Here is a 16,236-nt window from a genome sequence, read left to right on the forward strand (position 1 = left end):
AGTCGTCGGCGAATCGGCCGTTGCGCCGACATGAACGAGGAGTAGCCGAAATGCAAATCGGCACACCCAAACATGGGAACACGACACACCTGCGATGATGTGCGATGTGCGAATCCTGGTGCAGCGCGTGAGTTCCGCGCAGGTGATCGTGGACGACGAGGTGGTCGGTCGCATCGACCCGGCCGCGGCGGGCGTCCCGCACGGTCTCGCGGCTCTGGTCGGGGTCACCCACACCGATTCCGAGGCGACCGCGAAAGCTCTGGCCGACAAACTGTTCCGGTTACGCATCCTCGACGGTGAGCGCTCGGCCGCGGATCTGGACGCCCCCATCCTGGTGGTCAGTCAGTTCACGCTCTACGCCGACACCGCCAAGGGCCGCCGCCCGTCCTGGTCCGCCGCCGCGCCCGGCCCGGTCGCGGAACCTCTCGTCGAACTGTTCGCCGAAACCCTCCGCGGGTTCGGCGCCACCGTGGCCACCGGCCGATTCGGCGCGCACATGCGGGTAGCACTGGTCAACGACGGTCCGGTGACCCTGCTGCTGGAAGCGTGATCCCGGTGCGGCTCACCCGGCCGCGCCGGCCACCGACGCGGCATGCAACCGCTCGGCCAGCGTCCGGAACACCATGTAATTCGGCACCAGGCACAACGGCAGCGATTCCAGCGGCTGCGCACGCCCCCGGATGCGCACGCTGAGCCAGCCGCCCACCACGGCCAGATCGTCGACCTGCGACCACGGCACCGACTCCGAGCCGGTACCCAGTTCCGCGGCGGTGAGCCACATCGGTTCGAAATCCAGCCGCTCCCCGGCGTCCAACGCCGCCTGAGCCCGCGGTAGCTGAGCCCGCAGGATGCCCTGCTCGATCTCCACACCCCACTGCCGCGGACATTCGATGCCGTGCCGCAGCTCCACGGGCGCGCCATCGGTGTCCACGATCGTGTAGCGGTACGAAACATCGTGTGCCGCAGCGTCTTTGGCAGCATGCACGATCTTGCGGCGGACCGTCGTGCGGTCGTACCGGACCGCGCGGACCTGCCCCTCGCCCGAGGCGACCACACCGTGCTGGTACAGATCGAGCCGGCTGTCGTGCCGGCGCACCGCGGCCGGCCACCCCGACTCCACCAGCAACCAGGCCCCGCCCGCCAGCAGCACCACGATGCCCAGGGCTCCCATGCCCGGAACCCCGACGGTGAACCCGATCGCGGCCAGAACGATTCCGGCGGCGATCGTCACCAGTCCGGCCAGCGGTCGCCGAACGTCCGCGGGCCCCGGCCGATACGTCCGCAGGTACAGCCCGAGCCCCGCGCGCTCGGCTGCCTCGCCGACCGCTTCGGTCACCCCCGAGTCACCGTGCGATGTCACCACGGATGGGTGCCCACCGAGGGCCCGATCCACACCTTTTCCGTACAAAATTCACATCCGAACGCCAACGCACCCACTCCGACCTGCCGAGCGAATGCGATGTACCGCTATTCCGCTACTCGGGGCGCACCGTCAGAATCCTCGGACCGTCCTGCGTCACGGCCACGGTGTGTTCCCAGTGCGCCGCCCGGGTCCCATCGGTCGTCACGACGGTCCAATCGTCGCCGAGCACCTTGGTCTGCGTGGTGCCCAGTGTCAGCATCGGCTCGATCGCCAGTACCGACCCGACGACCAGCTTCGGTCCTCGACCCGGTGCGCCCTCGTTCGCCAGGAACGGGTCCATATGCATCTCCCGGCCGATGGCGTGCCCGCCGTATCCGTCCACGATGCCGTAGGACCGGCCGTGTTCGCGTTCGGCCGCCCGGGTGCCCAGCTCGATCGCGTGCGAGACGTCCGTGAGCCGGTTACCGGGCAGCATCGCCTCGATTCCGGCCTCCATCGACAACCGGGTCGCCTCGCTGAGCAACCGATCGGGCTCGACGATCTCGCCGATGCCGAACGTCCACGCCGAATCGCCGTGCCAGCCGTCCAGGATCGCGCCGCAGTCGATCGACACCAGATCCCCCTCGGCGAGAACCTCGTCCGCGGCCGGAATCCCGTGCACCACACGGTCGTTCACCGAAGAGCAGATGGAACCCGGAAATCCGTGGTAGCCCTTGAAGGACGGCACCGCACCCGCGTCGCGAATGGTCTGCTCGGCGACCTCGTCCAACTCCAGCGTGGAAACGCCCGGCTTCGCGGCGGCGCGCACCGCGACCAGGGCCCGGCCGACGACCGCTCCCGCCGCCGCCATCGCGTCGAGTTCACCGGAGGTGCGGAACGGCACCACCTTCTTGTGCTTGCGGCCGAAGACCATCCGCGTCAGCGACCCAGCGCCCGCAGCACGCGCCCGTTCACCTCGTCGACCTCGCCGACGCCGTTCACGGTGACGACCAGGCCGTCGTAGTGCTCGAGCAGCGGCGCGGTCTCCGACTGGTACACGTGCATCCGGTTGCGGATGACCTCTTCGGTGTCGTCCGAGCGGCCGCGACCGAGCATGCGGCTCACCACGACGTCCTCGGCGACCTCGAGGCTGACCACGGCGTTCAGCTCGTGTCCGGCCTCCTTGAGCATCTTCTCCAGCGCCTCGGCCTGATCGACCGTGCGCGGGTACCCGTCGAGCACGAAACCCTTCACCGCGTCCGGCTCGGAGATGCGGGATTCCACCATGCGGTTGGTGACGTCGCTCGGCACCAGATTGCCCGCGTCGATATACCGCTGCGCCTCGCGGCCGAGCGGCGTCTGCTGCGAGATATTCGCACGGAAAAGGTTCCCCGTGGAGATGTGCGGCACACCCAACTTGTCCGACAGCAGTTCGGCTTGCGTGCCCTTACCGGCACCCGGCGGACCGAGCAGTACGAGTCTCACTTGAGGAACCCTTCGTAATTTCTGTTCATCAGTTGGCTCTCGATCTGTTTCACCGTGTCGAGGCCCACGCTCACGACGATCAGCACCGACGTACCACCGAACGGCAGGTTGCTGGCCGCACCGCCGCCTCCGCCGATATGCAGCAGCAGATTCGGCAACACGGCAACCGCACCCAGATAGATGGAACCGGGCAGGGTGATTCGGCTCAATACCCGGGTCAGATAGTCAGCGGTCGGCTTGCCCGGACGATATCCCGGAATGAAGCCGCCGAACTTCTTCATCTCATCCGCGCGCTCCTCCGGACTGAAGGTGATCGCGACATAGAAGTAGGTGAAGAACACGATCAATACGAAATAGATCGCGACGTACACCGGATTACCCGGATTCACCAGGTATTGCTGAATGATCTTCTGCCACCAGCTGCCCTGGCCGCCCGATGAGCCCTGGGTCAGCTGCGCCACCAGGTTCGGCAGATACAACAGCGAGGACGCGAAGATCACCGGGATGACGCCGGCCTGGTTGACCTTCAACGGCAGGTAGGTCGACGAGCCGCCGTACATCTTCCGCCCGACGACGCGTTTGGCGTATTGCACCGGAATCCGGCGTTGGCCCTGTTCGACGAAGATGACGCCGACGACCACCACCAGCGCGGCAACGATGACCGCGCCGAAGATCAGGCCGCCGCGGCTGTCCAGAATGCCCTTGCCCTGGGACGGCAGCCGCGCGGCGATACCGGCGAAGATCAACAGCGACATGCCGTTTCCGATGCCGCGATCGGTGATCTGCTCACCGAACCACATCACCATCGACGCGCCGGCGGTCATCACCAGCACGATGATGATCATGCCGAAAATGCTCTTGTCGGAAAGAATGTCCTGATCGCATCCGCGCAGCAACTGTTTGCGGGCGGCCAGCGCCACCAGGCCGGTGGCCTGCAGAATGGCCAGCGCCACCGCGAGGTACCGAGTGTACTGCGTCATTTTGGTCTGGCCGGACTGGCCTTCTTTGTGCAGTTCCTCGAAGCGCGGAATGACGACCCGCAACAACTGGATGATGATGCTCGCCGTGATGTACGGCATGATGCCGATCGCGAACACCGAGAGCTGCAGCAGCGCACCACCGGAAAACAGGTTGATGAGCTGGTAGATACCGGCGTCACCACCGCCGTTGACGATGTCGACGCAGTGTTTGACAGCCTTGTAGTCCACACCGGGCGACGGCAGGGCCGCGCCGACGCGGTACAGCGCGATCAGGCCCAGCGTGAAGAGAATCTTCCGCCGTAGGTCCGGGGTCCGGAAAGCCGACACGAAGGCGGAAAACACAGATCCTCCTGGCTAACGACATGGTGGGTCATGCCCGGGTTTCGACAAGTCTTGGCAGACAACACTTGAACTCTAACAGCGACGCCGGACGGGCTCTCACCCGTCCGGCGACCTGTGTAGTACTGCGACGTACGCGAGACATTCACGTGGTCACGAGCCACGTTACCGTCCCGCCGCACCGGTAACTGTCAGCCCAGCTCGGTGGCGGTGCCACCGGCCGCGGTGATCTTCTCCTTGGCCGAGCCGGAGAACTTGTCGGCGCTGACCTGCACGGCCACGGAGATCTCGCCCTGCCCGAGCACCTTCACCAATTCGTTCTTGCGCACGGCGCCGGCGGCGACCAGTTCGGCCTTGCCGATCTCGCCGCCCTGCGGGAACAGCCGGGCGATATCGCCGACGTTCACGACCTGGTACTCGACGCGGAACGGGTTGGTGAAGCCCTTGAGCTTCGGCAGCCGCATGTGCAGCGGCATCTGGCCACCCTCGAAACGGGCCGGGACGTTCTTGCGAGCCTTCGTACCCTTGGTACCGCGGCCCGCCGTCTTGCCCTTGGAGCCCTCACCGCGACCCACGCGGGTCTTCTCGGTCTTCGAGCCCGGCGCCGGACGCAGGTGGTGGAGCTTGATCGGGGTCATGCGTTTACCTCCTCAACGGTAACGAGGTGGCGCACGACGTTGACCAGACCACGGTTCTGCGGGGTGTCCTCGCGGACCACGCTCTGCCGGATCTTGCGCAGGCCGAGGGTCCGCAGCGAATCCCGCTGGTTCGCCTTCGCGCCGATGGTGCTCTTGATCTGGGTGATCTTCAGCTGTGCCATGTCAGACTCCCTGTCCGGCACGTGCACGCAGCATGCCCGCGGGAGCCACGTCCTCGAGCGGCAGACCGCGGCGGGCGGCCACCTCCTCGGGGCGCTGCAGCTGCTTGAGGGCCGCCACGGTGGCGTGCACGACGTTGATGGCGTTGTCGCTACCGAGCGACTTGGCCAGGATGTCGTGGATGCCGGCGCATTCCAGCACCGCACGCGCGGCGCCACCGGCGATCACACCGGTACCGGGCGAGGCCGGGCGCAGCATGACCACGCCGGCGGCCGCTTCACCCTGCACCGGGTGGGTGATGGTGGAGCCGATCATCGGGACGCGGAAGAAGCCCTTGCGAGCCTCCTCGACGCCCTTCTGGATGGCCGCGGGAACTTCCTTGGCCTTGCCGTAGCCGACGCCGACCAAGCCGTTGCCGTCACCCACGATCACCAGGGCGGTGAAGCTGAATCGCCGGCCACCCTTGACGACCTTGGACACGCGGTTGATCGCGACTACGCGCTCGAGCTGGTTCTTCTCGGCGGCGTTGTCGCGGCCACCGCGGTCACCGCGACGGTCACGACCGCCACCACGCTCCTGGCGACCGCCCTCGGGGCCGCTGTTCTGTCCGGCGGGTCCGTTGCCGCCGTCACGCCGTTGACGTCCCGGCATCAGACGTTCCTTCCGTTCATGGTCACAGGCAGTGGACTGATCCGCTGTGTCTTTCGAATGCTCCGCAAGCTACGCATTTAGAACTTCAACCCACCTTCGCGAGCGGCATCGGCCAGGGCGGCGATGCGGCCGTGGTAGTCGTGGCCACCGCGGTCGAACACCGCGGCCTCCACGCCGGCGGCCTTCGCGCGGGCGGCGAGCAGCTCGCCGACCTTGCGGCCCTTGGCGGTCTTGTCGCCCTCGACGGCACGCACATCGGCCTCGACCGACGAGGCGGCGGCGATGGTCTTGCCCGCCGAGTCGTCGACCAGCTGGGCGTGCAGGTGCCGCGAGGAGCGGTTGACGACCAGACGCGGGCGCTCGGTGGTGCCGGCGACCTTCTTGCGCAACCGGAAGTGGCGACGAGCCTTGGCGGTCCGCCGACGAGTCGACGCGTCCTTGCCGAGCGGCTTGCGTGCGGCCTTCTGAGCTTCGGTTTGTGTGTTGGCCATGGCTTACTTACCCGTCTTTCCGACCTTGCGGCGAACGACCTCACCGGCGTAGCGGATGCCCTTGCCCTTGTACGGGTCGGGCTTGCGCAGGCCGTGGATCACCGCGGCGATCTGGCCGACCTTCTGCTTGTCGATACCCGACACCGAGAACTTGGTGGGCGATTCCACCGCGAAGGTGATGCCCTCGGGCGCCTCGATCGGAACCGGGTGGCTGTAGCCCAGGGCGAACTCCAGGTTCGAACCCTTGGCCTGAACGCGGTAACCGACGCCGAAGATTTCCATCTTCTTCTCGTAGCCCTTGGTGACGCCCTCGATCATGTTCGCGACCAGGGTGCGGGTCAGGCCGTGCAGCGAGCGGTTACGGCGTTCGTCGTCCGGACGGGCGACCTCGATTTCACCGTTCTCCGCCTTGCTGATGACGATCGGCTCGGCGACGACGTGCGACAGGGTGCCCTTGGGCCCCTTGACCGCGACGTTCTGACCGTCGATGGTCACCTCGACGCCGGAGGGAACGGCAATGGGCTTCTTACCAATACGCGACATTGTCCTGGCCTCCCTTACCAGACGTAGGCGAGGACTTCGCCGCCCACGCCCTGCTGCTTGGCCTGACGGTCGGTCAGCAGGCCGGTCGACGTGGAGATGATCGCCACGCCGAGGCCGCCCAGGACCTTGGGCAGATTGGTGGACTTCGCGTACACACGCAGACCCGGCTTGGACACCCGGCGCACGCCCTGCAGGCTGCGCTCACGGCTGGGGCCGTACTTGAGGTCCACGACGAGGGTCTTGCCCACGTTCGCGTCCTCGGTCCGGTAGTCGGCGATGTAACCCTCGCGCTTGAGAATCTCGGCGATGTTCGCCTTGAGCTTCGAGTGCGGAGCCTTCACCTGATCGTGGTACGCCGAGTTGGCGTTGCGCAGACGGGTCAGGAAGTCTGCGATCGGATCTGTCATGGTCATAAGTGACCGCTAACCTTTCTCGCCACGGTTCCCATGCAGCACCGGCACGCCGATGGTGGGCCTATGACAATTCGGCTGGTCCGGCCGACTCTCTGCCGGCCGAATGAGTTACGTGTCATCCGGGCCCCGCGCACACGAGAATGCACACAGACCTGCCCAGGCAACTGGACCAGTGTAGACAACCCCACTACCAGGACAAAATCGGGCCCTCACGGCCTTTCCCTGCGACCTGTCCCGCACCCCGCGCCTGGACGCCCCGGTCAGGCGAAGTCGCGACGGCCGAGTTCGAACAGAACGTTCGGCGACACGCTGATCTCGAACGGCCGCTCGACACTCAGTACATCGTCGCCGGTCACGACAGCCTTGCGAACGTACCGCCCACGCTCCAGATCCAACGCCTCGATCCGCGCGATCGGAGCGAAGTCGACGATCCAGTAGTGCGGGATCCCAGCCTGCGCATACTCATCCCGCTTGACCTTCCGATCGTGCGCCTCGCTGCCACTGCGCGGCGAAACAACCTCGGCCACCAGCAGCAGATCCGACGGATCGAGGTAAAGCTCTCCCTCCGCGAATCCGGTCTCCTCGGCCTTGGCATCGATGATGAACACGTCCGGCTTGCGAACCCCACCGGGAAACGCGAACTCGTACTCACCACCATCGATCAGCACATCCGCCCCGACTCGCCCGGCCGCTTCGATGAACAAGCTGCGCAGCCCACGCCCCATCCGGTTATGACGCAGTGACGGAGACATCTTCTCGACCAGCCACCCGTTCCACAGCTCGAAGCCCTTCCCCTCCTCCGGACCGTTGTGCAGATCCCGCGCTGTGTACGGCCCGGTACCGAAAGCCGAGCCGAAATCGACTGCCACGCTCACAGCCGCCCCTTCCGACGCCATGGTCCCGATTCCGCAGAACTGCTGTAGCCAGCATATATGAGTAGACAATTTCGCTAACCTGGCCGCATGAAGGCGATCCCAGTCGGTGACCATGGCATCGGAAGGGGCGTCTGTGAGTAAGGCAGTCGATTTCGGCTCCCGGACGCGCTTGCTGCGCGCGCGAATCAGGCGGGCGTGGCCAGCGAACCCGTTCAAGCGCGCACTGGGTCAAGCGATTGATGACATGTCGCGCACGGCGTCACAGGCAGAGATCACCAGAGTCCTTCGCCGCGAGGGACTTCCAGTTTCGAACCGAGATCAGATCATCGACTACGCTCATCTGGCCCCGGTAGATCACGCGATCCTGAACGAGGCCGAGGCAATCATTTTGCAGATCAAGACGCTCGACGCCATCCACCTCGCGTCGGCGCTCCGATACGGGCTGGACGAACTCGTCATCTTCACTCACGACAAGAATATGGCCCACGTCGTCGCCGAACAGCTCGGTTTCCCCGTTCACGACCCGGTGCGCTGACCGCCCTCCGAGGCTCACGCCCAGAACATCTCCCGTCCCAAGGCTCAGGTGCGGACCCACCCTACCCGGGGGCGGACGCTCGGACGAGAAACTACGAACCGTCCCGGCAGCTCCGGCCTACTCTTCGAAGATCTCGTGGAGACTGCCCGCGGTCGCAGCCCGCTGCACCCACCGATTCAGCATCTCGAGATCGGTACAGGACAGCACCCGCTCCTCCAACTCGACCGAGACCGGCAGCCCGCGGGCACGTAGCAGTGTCAACAGCGCCGAAGCTTCCCCCTTCGCTTCCCCCTCGGCGTAGTACCGCCGGGCGAATTCACTCTTGTACTGGTAGGTGCCGGTCGTCATAAGGGTCTCCAGAAGTTTCCGGGCCGCCCGCGGCAGTATCGCGAGTACCAGGTCAATGTACATTTGGCCGTTGGCGACGTCGACCATCTCGGCGGCGAACACCGCGAGGATCCGTTCGCGGTCGGGGTGATGGCGGTGCGCGACGGCCGACAGGACCGCCAACTCGGGGTTCTCGCCGACTCGCGCCGCGTCGGTGATCACCGGCACGTCGGCAGGGCCGAACACGACCGGGACGAGCGTGCATCGGGGTGCGAGCAACAGCGGCTGCCGACAGCGCGCGGCGGTGCGATCGTCTGCACACAACACCAACAGCACTGTGGGACAACGCAATCGGGCGCGCAGCGTGGTGAGGTAGACCGGCCAGCTCCAGCATTTCTCGGGATCGAACCGAAGCTGCACCTCGATCACCACCGCCAACACCGGACTGTTGCCGCTGGTCAGCGCGACGACCGCATCGGCGCGATATTCGGTCGGGTCGATATCCGGAAAGTCGCCGGATTCCAGTCGCGCATGGTCGAACTCGGGCACGGCGCAATCAGCGGAGAGCGCCAGGAGATCAGCCGCCAATCGTGGACGTTGCCGAAACAGATCGGCCACCGCCTCGTGCAGAACAGAAGGCATGGACAGAGCTTATCGGCAGGCGCCGACAGGTTTCGAACACGAATTCCACACGGGCACAAACGGATTGAACTCAGATAGACACACGACCATCCGGACGATTCCAATCCGAACAAGCCCAGCTGGTTCGCTGATCTTCGGCAAGAGGCGGCGCGGTCTGGTGTGGAGTCAGTGCCGTCGTTGCTCACAAATCGCGCGAGATGCCCGATCGAGCAACGTTTGAAGCAACAAGCATGACACATATGCCACAATACTCATATGTCTTTGAAGCGTACGATGGTCTATGCCGACGCCGATGATCTGGCCACGATCAAGGAAGCAGCGGCGCAGAGCGACGTCAGCGAGGCCGAGATAATCCGCAGCGCAATACATTTGGCGGCCATGCGGGTACGGCGCCGGTCCGAACCGCTGCGGCTGCGACGGTTCGCCAGCGGCGACCCCACTCTTGCCGAGCGGGTCGACGACATCCTCGCCGACAGCTTCGGCGATGATCCGGACGCGCGGTGAAACCTGATCTCGCGAGCCCCGGCATCGTCATCGCGGACACGTCCGGACTGATCGCCGCGTTCGACACCTCCTCACCGGAAAGCGATGGCGCCTTCCACACCCTCGAGCGAGCCGGGATGGTCGTTCTGTCCCCTCTCGTGCTGGCCGAGGTCGATCACGTGGCGCGCCGAGAGCTCGGCCGCAAGATCTCGACCGCGATGATCGAGGATCTCACCGCTCAGGCACGTACCCAGCATTTCGAAATCGCCCCGATAACCGCCGATGTCCTCGATCAGGCCAACGCCGTCCGGAGGCTGTATCCGGACCTGCGCTTGGACCTCGCCGACGCCGTCTCCGCAGCTTTGGCCGCCGAGTATGAAACCAATGAGATCCTCACGCTCGACCGACGCGATTTCCGAGCCTTGACCCCACTCACCGAACACAAGGCATTTCGCGTACTACCCGACGATCTTTGAGCAGCGATACTCCATCCAACCACTGTGGCACAGTGACAATTCTTGCGAATCCTGTTGGACGGCAATAGATGCGCTGTCCATATCGCGTGTGGTGAGGCCACGAGCTGCCCGCTACGAGACAAGAGACGGGGCCGGGCCAGGATCACCGCCCGGGCGAGATATCCGCCCGAGCGAGGGTGCCCGCGGCCAACGTCGCGAGGGCCGTTTCAAGGGTTGCGGGCTGGTCGAGGCGCAGGGCGGCCAGGGCGGGGTCGGCTTCGAGGGCTGCCAGCACACTGGAAGACGGGCGGAAGTGTGCGCTCAGGGCAGCGGCCATCACCGCCGACATCGTGCAGAATGTCCAGGCGCCTTCCCCGAGTTCGGGTACCGCTTTGCGGACGGCGTCGACCAGGGTCACCAGGGTGGCGTATCCGGATCGCTTGTAGCGCAGGACGACTTCCGTCGAGACGTTGCGCTCGAGCACTCCGGGCTGGGCCGCGAACAGTTCACATACGACCGGGCGATCCTGCAGCGAACGAGCGAAGACGGCGGCGAGCCGGTCGCCGCGTTCGGTGGCCGGTAGCCGCGGATCGATCGTGGACACTTGCGCCGCAATCTCTTCCACGCATTCGCGCAGTCCCCGGTCCAGCAGTTCCAGCAGGATCTCCTCACGAGATTCGAAGTAGCGCAACACATTCGACTTAGCCAGACATACCCGGCGGCTGAGTTCGTTCAGGCTCAGATCGGCCACCGGCATCTGATCGAGCATCGCGGCGGCCGCGTCCAGGATCGTGCGGCGGCGCATCTCTCGCTGCTCGGCACTGCGCGCCCTCTGGAAACCCACGTCGTCATATTACAGACCGCCGGTCTATTGACAACAGACCGCCGGTCTCTTAGCGTCGAGGACACAAAAGACCGCCGGTCTGTAATACCGGCGGACGGAGGAGCGGAGGAACTCATGAGCAAGTGGTCCGAAAGCGACATCCCAGCGCAGGACGGCCGCGTGGCGGTCGTGACCGGGGCCAATACCGGCCTCGGTTTCGAGACCGCGCGGGCGTTGGCCGGCCGGGGCGCCTCGGTGACGCTGGCGGTACGTGATGTGGAGAAGGGCAAGCAGGCCGCGGCCCGCATCGCCGATACGGTGCCGGGCGCCCGGCTGAACGTGCAGCAACTCGACCTGACCTCGCTGGAGTCGATCCGCGCGGCCGCGGACGAACTGCGCGCGGCGCACTCGAGGATCGATCTGCTGATCAACAACGCGGGCGTGATGCACACCCCGCACCAGACCACCAAGGACGGGTTCGAGCTGCAATTCGGCACCAACCACCTGGGCCATTTCGCCCTCACCGGACTGCTCCTGGATCGGATGCTCGCGGTTCCGGGATCGCGCGTGGTGACGGTCAGCAGCGTCGGCCACCGCATCCGCGCGGCAATTCATTTCGACGATCTGCAGTGGGAGCGTTCCTACAGCCGGATCGGCGCCTACGGTCAGTCCAAACTGGCGAACCTGATGTTCACCTACGAACTCCAGCGCCGCCTCACCGGACACGGCGCGACCGTCGCCGTCGCGGCGCATCCGGGCGCCGCCGACACCGACCTGATTCGCAATCTTCCCGCGCCGCTTCGCCGACTCGCGCCGCTGGTCGTACCGCTCATCGCGCAGAACGCCGCGATGGGCGCACTGCCCAGCCTGCGCGCGGCCACCGACCCGAGCGTGCTCGGCGGCCAGTACTACGGCCCGGACGGCAGAACCGAGAGCCGGGGACACCCGCGACTGGTCACCTCCAGCGCGCAGTCCTACGAACTGGGCATCCAGCAGCGCCTGTGGAACGTCTCCGAAGAACTCACCGGAGTGAGCTACCCGGTCTGACCATCACCGATCCTGCCGCGAAACCCATTGTGCGACTTGCCTTTCGCATCCCGCAGCCGAACTACGGATGCACACCGACCGACTGGACGGGCTGCATGTCCACGGTCGCGTGACTGGTCGCGGGGCATGGCGTGGTTTCGTCGCGGGACCAGGTGCCCGTGAAGGAGTCGGCGGAATCCCGGCCGGCATCGGATCGGACCAGGTTCCAGCTGAAGGTCGCCTTGGTGAACGGGTCGTTCGAGTTGGGGTCGCAGGGGTAGGGGGTGTCGTAGACGGTCCGCCACGCACCGTCCTCGAACACGAGCAACGGCGAGAAGACCGCGCGCGGATCCGTGCTGGGATCTGTCCGCGGATCCGTCTGAGTCGTCGCGGCACAACGATCGCCGGTGCGCAGGCAGATGGTGTCGTATCGCTGCCGCATCTTGTCCGGCGGCGGAGGATTCGGAACATCCGGGGTCGGGCTGTAGGTGAGGGTCACGTCATAGTTCCCGTTGATCGCAGTCGCCGGCGGATCGGCGGGAGCGTGGATGCTCTCGGGCGCGACGACGTGGACGTTCGAGTCGATCTTGCCGACGCGGGACAGTGTCATCCCGTCCTCCACGACATATGCACAGGGCCCGCCGACATAGCCGAAATACGTTCCGGTCCACTGCGGACCAGCCGATCGGAATACCGCCTTCTGCCATATCTGAACGTTCTGGTGCGCATGAGTGATCGGGCTGTCGCAATCAGTGTCGGCAGAGGGCGGCGCCTCTCTGGTGACCATCCACGCGCCATCGCGATAATCCGCGACGAACTGAGTCGGGGCACTCCCTGGAACATCCGGGCTCTCGCTGGTGATCGAGGCTACGCACTGGTCGCTGTGCGGCGGGCAGCGCGACCGGACCGACCACACCCGGTGATCGGTGAGCGCTTCGACCGGCTTTCCGTTCTCGGTGCGGTGGGTGTAGGTGACCTCGTACTTCCCGTCGAAGGCGAGTCCGGGCTCGGGCTGGTGGGTCGGCCGCCACAGCCCCACCGCGGTTGCCGCAGCGATCAGTACGGCAACCGCGCCCACCGTCGCCCAGACGACAGGACGTTTTCGCGGCGAACCGAATCGCATGCGCCGCAGTCGATTCCGGCGCGGGGAAGACGAGGAACCGAGCGCGGACGCTCTGGTAACCGCCACGGCCGGAATCGTCGGCGGGGTGTCGGTGAGTGCGTTACCGGCTGCGACCGCCAACTCTCCGGCGGTCGGATAGCGGTCGGCCGGGTCTTTCGCGAGACCCCGGGCGACGACGTCGTCGAACCCGCCCGGCAGATCGGGTCGCCACCGGCTCGGCGCGGGAGGTTCGGCCGTCAGATGGGCCGCGATCTGTTGTTCCGCGTCCTTGCCCGGGTAAGGCGGAACTCCGGTCAGGCATTCGAACAACACACAGGTCAGGGCGTACACATCCGATCGGGCGTCGACGATGCCGGTGGTGAATCGCTCCGGCGCCATGTAGGCCAGAGTCCCGATCATCGCGCCGGTGCTGGTCAGCCGGGTATCTTCGACCGAACGGCAGATGCCGAAGTCGATCAGGTACACGAAACCGCTGTCGGTGACCAGCAGGTTGGACGGTTTGACGTCGCGATGCACCAAACCTTGCGTGTGTGCCGCGTCCAGCGCCGCCGCGGCTTGCGCGATCACCGCGACCGCCGCCGGCGGCGGCATGGCCCCGTCGCGCTTCAGCAGGGTTTTCGCATCGACGCCATCGATCAAGCGCATGTCCAGGTAAAAGCGGCCATCAATCTCGCCGTAGCCATGGATCGGAACCACATGCGGTTCACGCAGCTGGGCGGTGTCGTGCGCCTCGCGGCGGAATCGTTCCCGGAAATTGGGATCGGCCGCGCAGTATTCGGGCAACACCTTGACCGCCACGACCCGATCGGTGACGGTGTCGTAGGCCCGCCAAACCTGGCCCATACCGCCCTCACCGATCAGCTCTTGCAGCTGGTAGCGGCCGAACACCCTAGCGTTCACCGACCACCTCCCGCGCTGATGGTTCGCGTTCGCCGCGAGAAACCACGTCGTGAAACGGTCGCCCACCGATGATATCGCTGATGAAAAACGCGGAAAACCCTGACACGGCGCATTACGCCATGTCAGTGCCGTCGAAGTTCAGCTCGTCTCCTCGCCCACCTCCCTATCGCAACTACGATCGAGTCATGTCCCATCCGCACGTCGAACGGCCCGACCTCCCCGAGTACATGACGTGGGAGGAGCTCGAACAATTGCCGGACGAGATCGCCGGTCAGATCGAGCTGTGGGAAGGCCGCGTCGTCTGGTTGCGAAGAGGGCCGGCAGAACGTCAAGAGTTCACCAACCTGCTGTGGAGCGGACTGCGCCGGTCCGCCCGCGAAGCGACGTCCGCAGATCCGGAACAGTGTTGGCGAGCGCACACCGAAACGAATATCTTCTTCGGCTCGAGGGGGAAATCCGACTTCGTGACCCCGGACTTTCTCGTCACTCGGTGCCTGCCGAACCCCTATCAAGATGTCCGCGCCGCAGACGTTCTCCTGGTCGGCGAAGTTCTGCCGCCGTCGAATTCACAGGCCGATATGGACGAGAAGCGGGCCCGCTACGCGCGGGCGGGGATCCCCTGGTACTGGGAGGTCACACTGCAGCGAGAACAGAGCGCGATCGCGATGATCCGCATCTTCGCCTTGGAAAGCACCCACGGCGACCTGCCCGCCGGCGTCCACCCCCTCTACCCGGCAAACTACCTGCTCACCGGAAAATGGACACCGAAGGACTCGACGGCGATCAGCACGAAATTCCCCTTCCCCATCCACATCTCGTGGTCCGACCTCGAATTCTGAACCGCCCGAGACGCGAAAAGCCCGCGGGCGGTCCATATTTCAGGACGCCCGCGGGCTGAACGCGGTATCGGCTACTTACCAGCTGGACTTGTGCACGCCCGGCAGTTCGCCGCGGTGCGCCATCTCGCGCAGGCACACGCGGCACAGGCCGAACTTGCGGTACACCGCGTGCGGGCGGCCGCAACGCTGGCAGCGGGTGTAGGCGCGAACGGCGAACTTCGGCTTCGCGTTGGCCTTGTTGATCAGAGCTTTCTTAGCCATGTGCTCAGTTCTCCTTGAACGGGAAGCCGAGGTGCTTGAGCAGCGCGCGACCCTCGTCGTTGTTGGTCGCGGTGGTCACCACGGTGATGTCCATACCACGCGGACGGTCGATGCTGTCCACATCGATCTCGTGGAACATCGACTGCTCACTCAGACCGAAGGTGTAGTTGCCGTGCCCGTCGAACTGCTTCGGCGACAGACCGCGGAAGTCCCGGATACGGGGCAGCGCGATCGAGACCAGCCGGTCCAGGAACTCCCACATCCGGTCGCCACGAAGCGTGACCTTCGCGCCGATCGGCATGCCCTCACGCAGCTTGAACTGCGCGATCGACTTCGTGGCCTTGCGAATCTCGGGCTTCTGACCGGTGATCAGCGTCAGATCGTTGACCGCGCCGTTGATCAGCTTCGCGTCACGAGCGGCGTCACCGACACCCATGTTCACGACAACCTTCACCACGCCGGGGATCTGCATGACGTTGGCGTAGCCGAACTCCTTGTTCAGCTCGTCCCGGATCTCCTCGCGGTACCGGACCTTGAGGCGGGGCTGGATCTTGTTCTCGGTGGTGGTCATCAGATGTCCTTCCCGTTGCGACGGGAGATGCGCACCCGCTTGCCGTTCTCGTCGGTGCGGTAGCCCACGCGGGTCGGCTTGCCGTCGGAGTCGACAACCATCACGTTCGACACGTGGATGGGCGCTTCCTGGGTAACGATGCCGCCGGAGCTGGCGCCACGCTGGTTCGCGGAGTTCGCGACATGCTTCTTGATCCGGTTCACGCCCTCGACCAGGACCTTCTCGGTCGCCGGGTAGGCCTGGATGACCTTGCCCTTGGCGCCCTTGTCCTTACCCGAGACGACGATGACGGTATCGCCCTTGTGCACCTTCAT

General features: G+C 65.4%; 23 protein-coding genes. 6 read left to right on the top strand and 17 right to left on the bottom strand.

Annotated features, from left to right (window positions below):
- The first annotated feature begins 106 nt into the window (after positions 1–106).
- Positions 107–550 (top strand): D-aminoacyl-tRNA deacylase, encoded by a 444-nt coding sequence (gene dtd / locus AC5WS7_RS29425; RefSeq protein ID WP_495957859.1) that lies wholly within the window; start codon positions 107–109, stop codon positions 548–550.
- Positions 551–562: 12 nt separating this feature from the next.
- Here dtd and AC5WS7_RS29430 read toward each other — a convergent pair whose 3' ends face one another.
- The 11 genes from AC5WS7_RS29430 to AC5WS7_RS29480 form a co-directional block, all read right to left on the bottom strand.
- Positions 563–1,336 carry a DUF6585 family protein gene (locus tag AC5WS7_RS29430; RefSeq protein WP_495957860.1) on the bottom strand — a complete coding sequence of 258 codons (774 nt, stop codon included), beginning with the start codon at positions 1,334–1,336 and terminating at the stop codon, positions 563–565.
- Between the two features lie 139 nt (positions 1,337–1,475).
- On the bottom strand, positions 1,476–2,276 hold the full coding sequence (gene map / locus AC5WS7_RS29435; protein ID WP_495957861.1) for a type I methionyl aminopeptidase: 801 nt from the start codon (positions 2,274–2,276) through the stop codon (positions 1,476–1,478).
- 5 nt (positions 2,277–2,281) lie between these two features.
- Entirely contained in the window at positions 2,282–2,827 is a 546-nt protein-coding gene (locus AC5WS7_RS29440; RefSeq protein WP_495957862.1) for an adenylate kinase, read from the bottom strand.
- Positions 2,824–4,149, bottom strand: a complete 1,326-nt coding sequence (secY, locus tag AC5WS7_RS29445; protein ID WP_495957863.1) for a preprotein translocase subunit SecY — start codon at positions 4,147–4,149, stop codon at positions 2,824–2,826. The genes AC5WS7_RS29440 and secY overlap by 4 nt, the downstream gene beginning before the upstream one ends.
- Before the next feature lie 188 nt (positions 4,150–4,337).
- Complete coding sequence (gene rplO, locus AC5WS7_RS29450) at positions 4,338–4,784, bottom strand: 50S ribosomal protein L15 (RefSeq protein WP_495957864.1); 447 nt, start codon at positions 4,782–4,784, stop codon at positions 4,338–4,340.
- Positions 4,781–4,966, bottom strand: coding sequence for a 50S ribosomal protein L30 (gene rpmD, locus AC5WS7_RS29455; RefSeq protein ID WP_040818521.1), 186 nt, complete (start codon positions 4,964–4,966; stop codon positions 4,781–4,783). Before rpmD ends, rplO begins: the two co-directional genes overlap by 4 nt.
- Before the next feature lies 1 nt (position 4,967).
- On the bottom strand, positions 4,968–5,615 hold the full coding sequence (rpsE, locus tag AC5WS7_RS29460) for a 30S ribosomal protein S5 (protein ID WP_495957865.1): 648 nt from the start codon (positions 5,613–5,615) through the stop codon (positions 4,968–4,970).
- A gap of 77 nt (positions 5,616–5,692) precedes the next feature.
- Positions 5,693–6,106, bottom strand: a complete 414-nt coding sequence (gene rplR / locus AC5WS7_RS29465; RefSeq protein ID WP_495957866.1) for a 50S ribosomal protein L18 — start codon at positions 6,104–6,106, stop codon at positions 5,693–5,695.
- Positions 6,107–6,109: 3 nt separating this feature from the next.
- Positions 6,110–6,649, bottom strand: coding sequence for a 50S ribosomal protein L6 (gene rplF, locus AC5WS7_RS29470; protein ID WP_495957867.1), 540 nt, complete (start codon positions 6,647–6,649; stop codon positions 6,110–6,112).
- 14 nt (positions 6,650–6,663) lie between these two features.
- A complete protein-coding gene (gene rpsH / locus AC5WS7_RS29475) occupies positions 6,664–7,062 on the bottom strand; it encodes a 30S ribosomal protein S8 (RefSeq protein ID WP_495957868.1) in 399 nt (132 codons plus the stop codon).
- A 260-nt stretch (positions 7,063–7,322) separates the two neighbouring features.
- Complete coding sequence (locus tag AC5WS7_RS29480) at positions 7,323–8,051, bottom strand: Uma2 family endonuclease (protein ID WP_495957869.1); 729 nt, start codon at positions 8,049–8,051, stop codon at positions 7,323–7,325.
- Between the two features lie 19 nt (positions 8,052–8,070).
- On the opposite strand from AC5WS7_RS29480, the gene AC5WS7_RS29485 reads away from it, so the two are divergent.
- The gene (locus AC5WS7_RS29485) at positions 8,071–8,472 is read left to right on the top strand and encodes a PIN domain-containing protein (RefSeq protein ID WP_495957870.1); all 402 of its coding nucleotides are present in this window, start codon (positions 8,071–8,073) and stop codon (positions 8,470–8,472) included.
- Between the two features lie 117 nt (positions 8,473–8,589).
- Here AC5WS7_RS29485 and AC5WS7_RS29490 read toward each other — a convergent pair whose 3' ends face one another.
- Positions 8,590–9,441 (bottom strand): hypothetical protein, encoded by an 852-nt coding sequence (locus AC5WS7_RS29490; protein WP_495957871.1) that lies wholly within the window; start codon positions 9,439–9,441, stop codon positions 8,590–8,592.
- A 255-nt stretch (positions 9,442–9,696) separates the two neighbouring features.
- Between AC5WS7_RS29490 and AC5WS7_RS29495 the strand changes: the two genes are divergently transcribed.
- Both AC5WS7_RS29495 and AC5WS7_RS29500 read left to right on the top strand, forming a co-directional pair.
- Positions 9,697–9,945: a ribbon-helix-helix domain-containing protein gene (locus tag AC5WS7_RS29495; RefSeq protein WP_495957872.1), complete on the top strand. Its 249-nt coding sequence runs from the start codon at positions 9,697–9,699 to the stop codon at positions 9,943–9,945.
- Positions 9,942–10,400, top strand: a complete 459-nt coding sequence (locus AC5WS7_RS29500) for a PIN domain-containing protein (protein WP_495957873.1) — start codon at positions 9,942–9,944, stop codon at positions 10,398–10,400. Before AC5WS7_RS29495 ends, AC5WS7_RS29500 begins: the two co-directional genes overlap by 4 nt.
- Positions 10,401–10,542: 142 nt before the next feature.
- Here AC5WS7_RS29500 and AC5WS7_RS29505 read toward each other — a convergent pair whose 3' ends face one another.
- Positions 10,543–11,223, bottom strand: coding sequence for a TetR/AcrR family transcriptional regulator (locus tag AC5WS7_RS29505; protein ID WP_495957874.1), 681 nt, complete (start codon positions 11,221–11,223; stop codon positions 10,543–10,545).
- Between the two features lie 114 nt (positions 11,224–11,337).
- Here AC5WS7_RS29505 and AC5WS7_RS29510 point away from each other — a divergent pair, with 114 nt between their 5' ends.
- Complete coding sequence (locus tag AC5WS7_RS29510; protein ID WP_495957875.1) at positions 11,338–12,249, top strand: SDR family NAD(P)-dependent oxidoreductase; 912 nt, start codon at positions 11,338–11,340, stop codon at positions 12,247–12,249.
- Positions 12,250–12,310: 61 nt separating this feature from the next.
- Here AC5WS7_RS29510 and AC5WS7_RS29515 read toward each other — a convergent pair whose 3' ends face one another.
- Positions 12,311–14,251, bottom strand: a complete 1,941-nt coding sequence (locus AC5WS7_RS29515) for a serine/threonine-protein kinase (protein WP_495957876.1) — start codon at positions 14,249–14,251, stop codon at positions 12,311–12,313.
- Positions 14,252–14,319: 68 nt separating this feature from the next.
- Here AC5WS7_RS29515 and AC5WS7_RS29520 point away from each other — a divergent pair, with 68 nt between their 5' ends.
- A complete protein-coding gene (locus AC5WS7_RS29520; protein WP_495957877.1) occupies positions 14,320–15,090 on the top strand; it encodes a Uma2 family endonuclease in 771 nt (256 codons plus the stop codon).
- 75 nt (positions 15,091–15,165) lie between these two features.
- On the opposite strand, the gene AC5WS7_RS29525 is transcribed toward AC5WS7_RS29520, so the two are convergent.
- Genes AC5WS7_RS29525 through rplX form a run of 3 tightly spaced genes read right to left on the bottom strand, consistent with a single transcriptional unit; the run spans position 15,166 to position 16,236 of the window.
- The gene (locus AC5WS7_RS29525) at positions 15,166–15,351 is read right to left on the bottom strand and encodes a type Z 30S ribosomal protein S14 (RefSeq protein WP_029923637.1); all 186 of its coding nucleotides are present in this window, start codon (positions 15,349–15,351) and stop codon (positions 15,166–15,168) included.
- A 4-nt stretch (positions 15,352–15,355) separates the two neighbouring features.
- The gene (gene rplE / locus AC5WS7_RS29530) at positions 15,356–15,922 is read right to left on the bottom strand and encodes a 50S ribosomal protein L5 (RefSeq protein ID WP_222964325.1); all 567 of its coding nucleotides are present in this window, start codon (positions 15,920–15,922) and stop codon (positions 15,356–15,358) included.
- On the bottom strand, positions 15,922–16,236 hold the full coding sequence (gene rplX / locus AC5WS7_RS29535) for a 50S ribosomal protein L24 (RefSeq protein ID WP_040818503.1): 315 nt from the start codon (positions 16,234–16,236) through the stop codon (positions 15,922–15,924). Before rplX ends, rplE begins: the two co-directional genes overlap by 1 nt.

It is taken from the genome of Nocardia sp. PLKS1-43, assembly GCF_059510335.1.

What these genes read in the sequence shown, in the direction of transcription:
- rpsH (WP_495957868.1), bottom strand. Translation starts at nt 7,062, where the DNA reads ATGACCATGACAGATCCGATCGCAGACTTCCTGACCCGTCTGCGCAAC.
- rpsE (WP_495957865.1), bottom strand. Translation starts at nt 5,615, where the DNA reads ATGCCGGGACGTCAACGGCGTGACGGCGGCAACGGACCCGCCGGACAG.
- rplR (WP_495957866.1), bottom strand. Translation starts at nt 6,106, where the DNA reads ATGGCCAACACACAAACCGAAGCTCAGAAGGCCGCACGCAAGCCGCTC.
- map (WP_495957861.1), bottom strand. Translation starts at nt 2,276, where the DNA reads ATGGTCTTCGGCCGCAAGCACAAGAAGGTGGTGCCGTTCCGCACCTCC.
- rplO (WP_495957864.1), bottom strand. Translation starts at nt 4,784, where the DNA reads ATGACCCCGATCAAGCTCCACCACCTGCGTCCGGCGCCGGGCTCGAAG.
- rplF (WP_495957867.1), bottom strand. Translation starts at nt 6,649, where the DNA reads ATGTCGCGTATTGGTAAGAAGCCCATTGCCGTTCCCTCCGGCGTCGAG.
- AC5WS7_RS29525 (WP_029923637.1), bottom strand. Translation starts at nt 15,351, where the DNA reads ATGGCTAAGAAAGCTCTGATCAACAAGGCCAACGCGAAGCCGAAGTTC.
- AC5WS7_RS29520 (WP_495957877.1), top strand. Translation starts at nt 14,320, where the DNA reads ATGATATCGCTGATGAAAAACGCGGAAAACCCTGACACGGCGCATTAC.
- rplE (WP_222964325.1), bottom strand. Translation starts at nt 15,922, where the DNA reads ATGACCACCACCGAGAACAAGATCCAGCCCCGCCTCAAGGTCCGGTAC.
- rpmD (WP_040818521.1), bottom strand. Translation starts at nt 4,966, where the DNA reads ATGGCACAGCTGAAGATCACCCAGATCAAGAGCACCATCGGCGCGAAG.
- AC5WS7_RS29480 (WP_495957869.1), bottom strand. Translation starts at nt 8,051, where the DNA reads ATGGTCACCGACTGGGATCGCCTTCATGCGGCCAGGTTAGCGAAATTG.
- rplX (WP_040818503.1), bottom strand. Translation starts at nt 16,236, where the DNA reads ATGAAGGTGCACAAGGGCGATACCGTCATCGTCGTCTCGGGTAAGGAC.
- AC5WS7_RS29490 (WP_495957871.1), bottom strand. Translation starts at nt 9,441, where the DNA reads ATGCCTTCTGTTCTGCACGAGGCGGTGGCCGATCTGTTTCGGCAACGT.
- AC5WS7_RS29510 (WP_495957875.1), top strand. Translation starts at nt 11,338, where the DNA reads ATGAGCAAGTGGTCCGAAAGCGACATCCCAGCGCAGGACGGCCGCGTG.
- AC5WS7_RS29495 (WP_495957872.1), top strand. Translation starts at nt 9,697, where the DNA reads ATGTCTTTGAAGCGTACGATGGTCTATGCCGACGCCGATGATCTGGCC.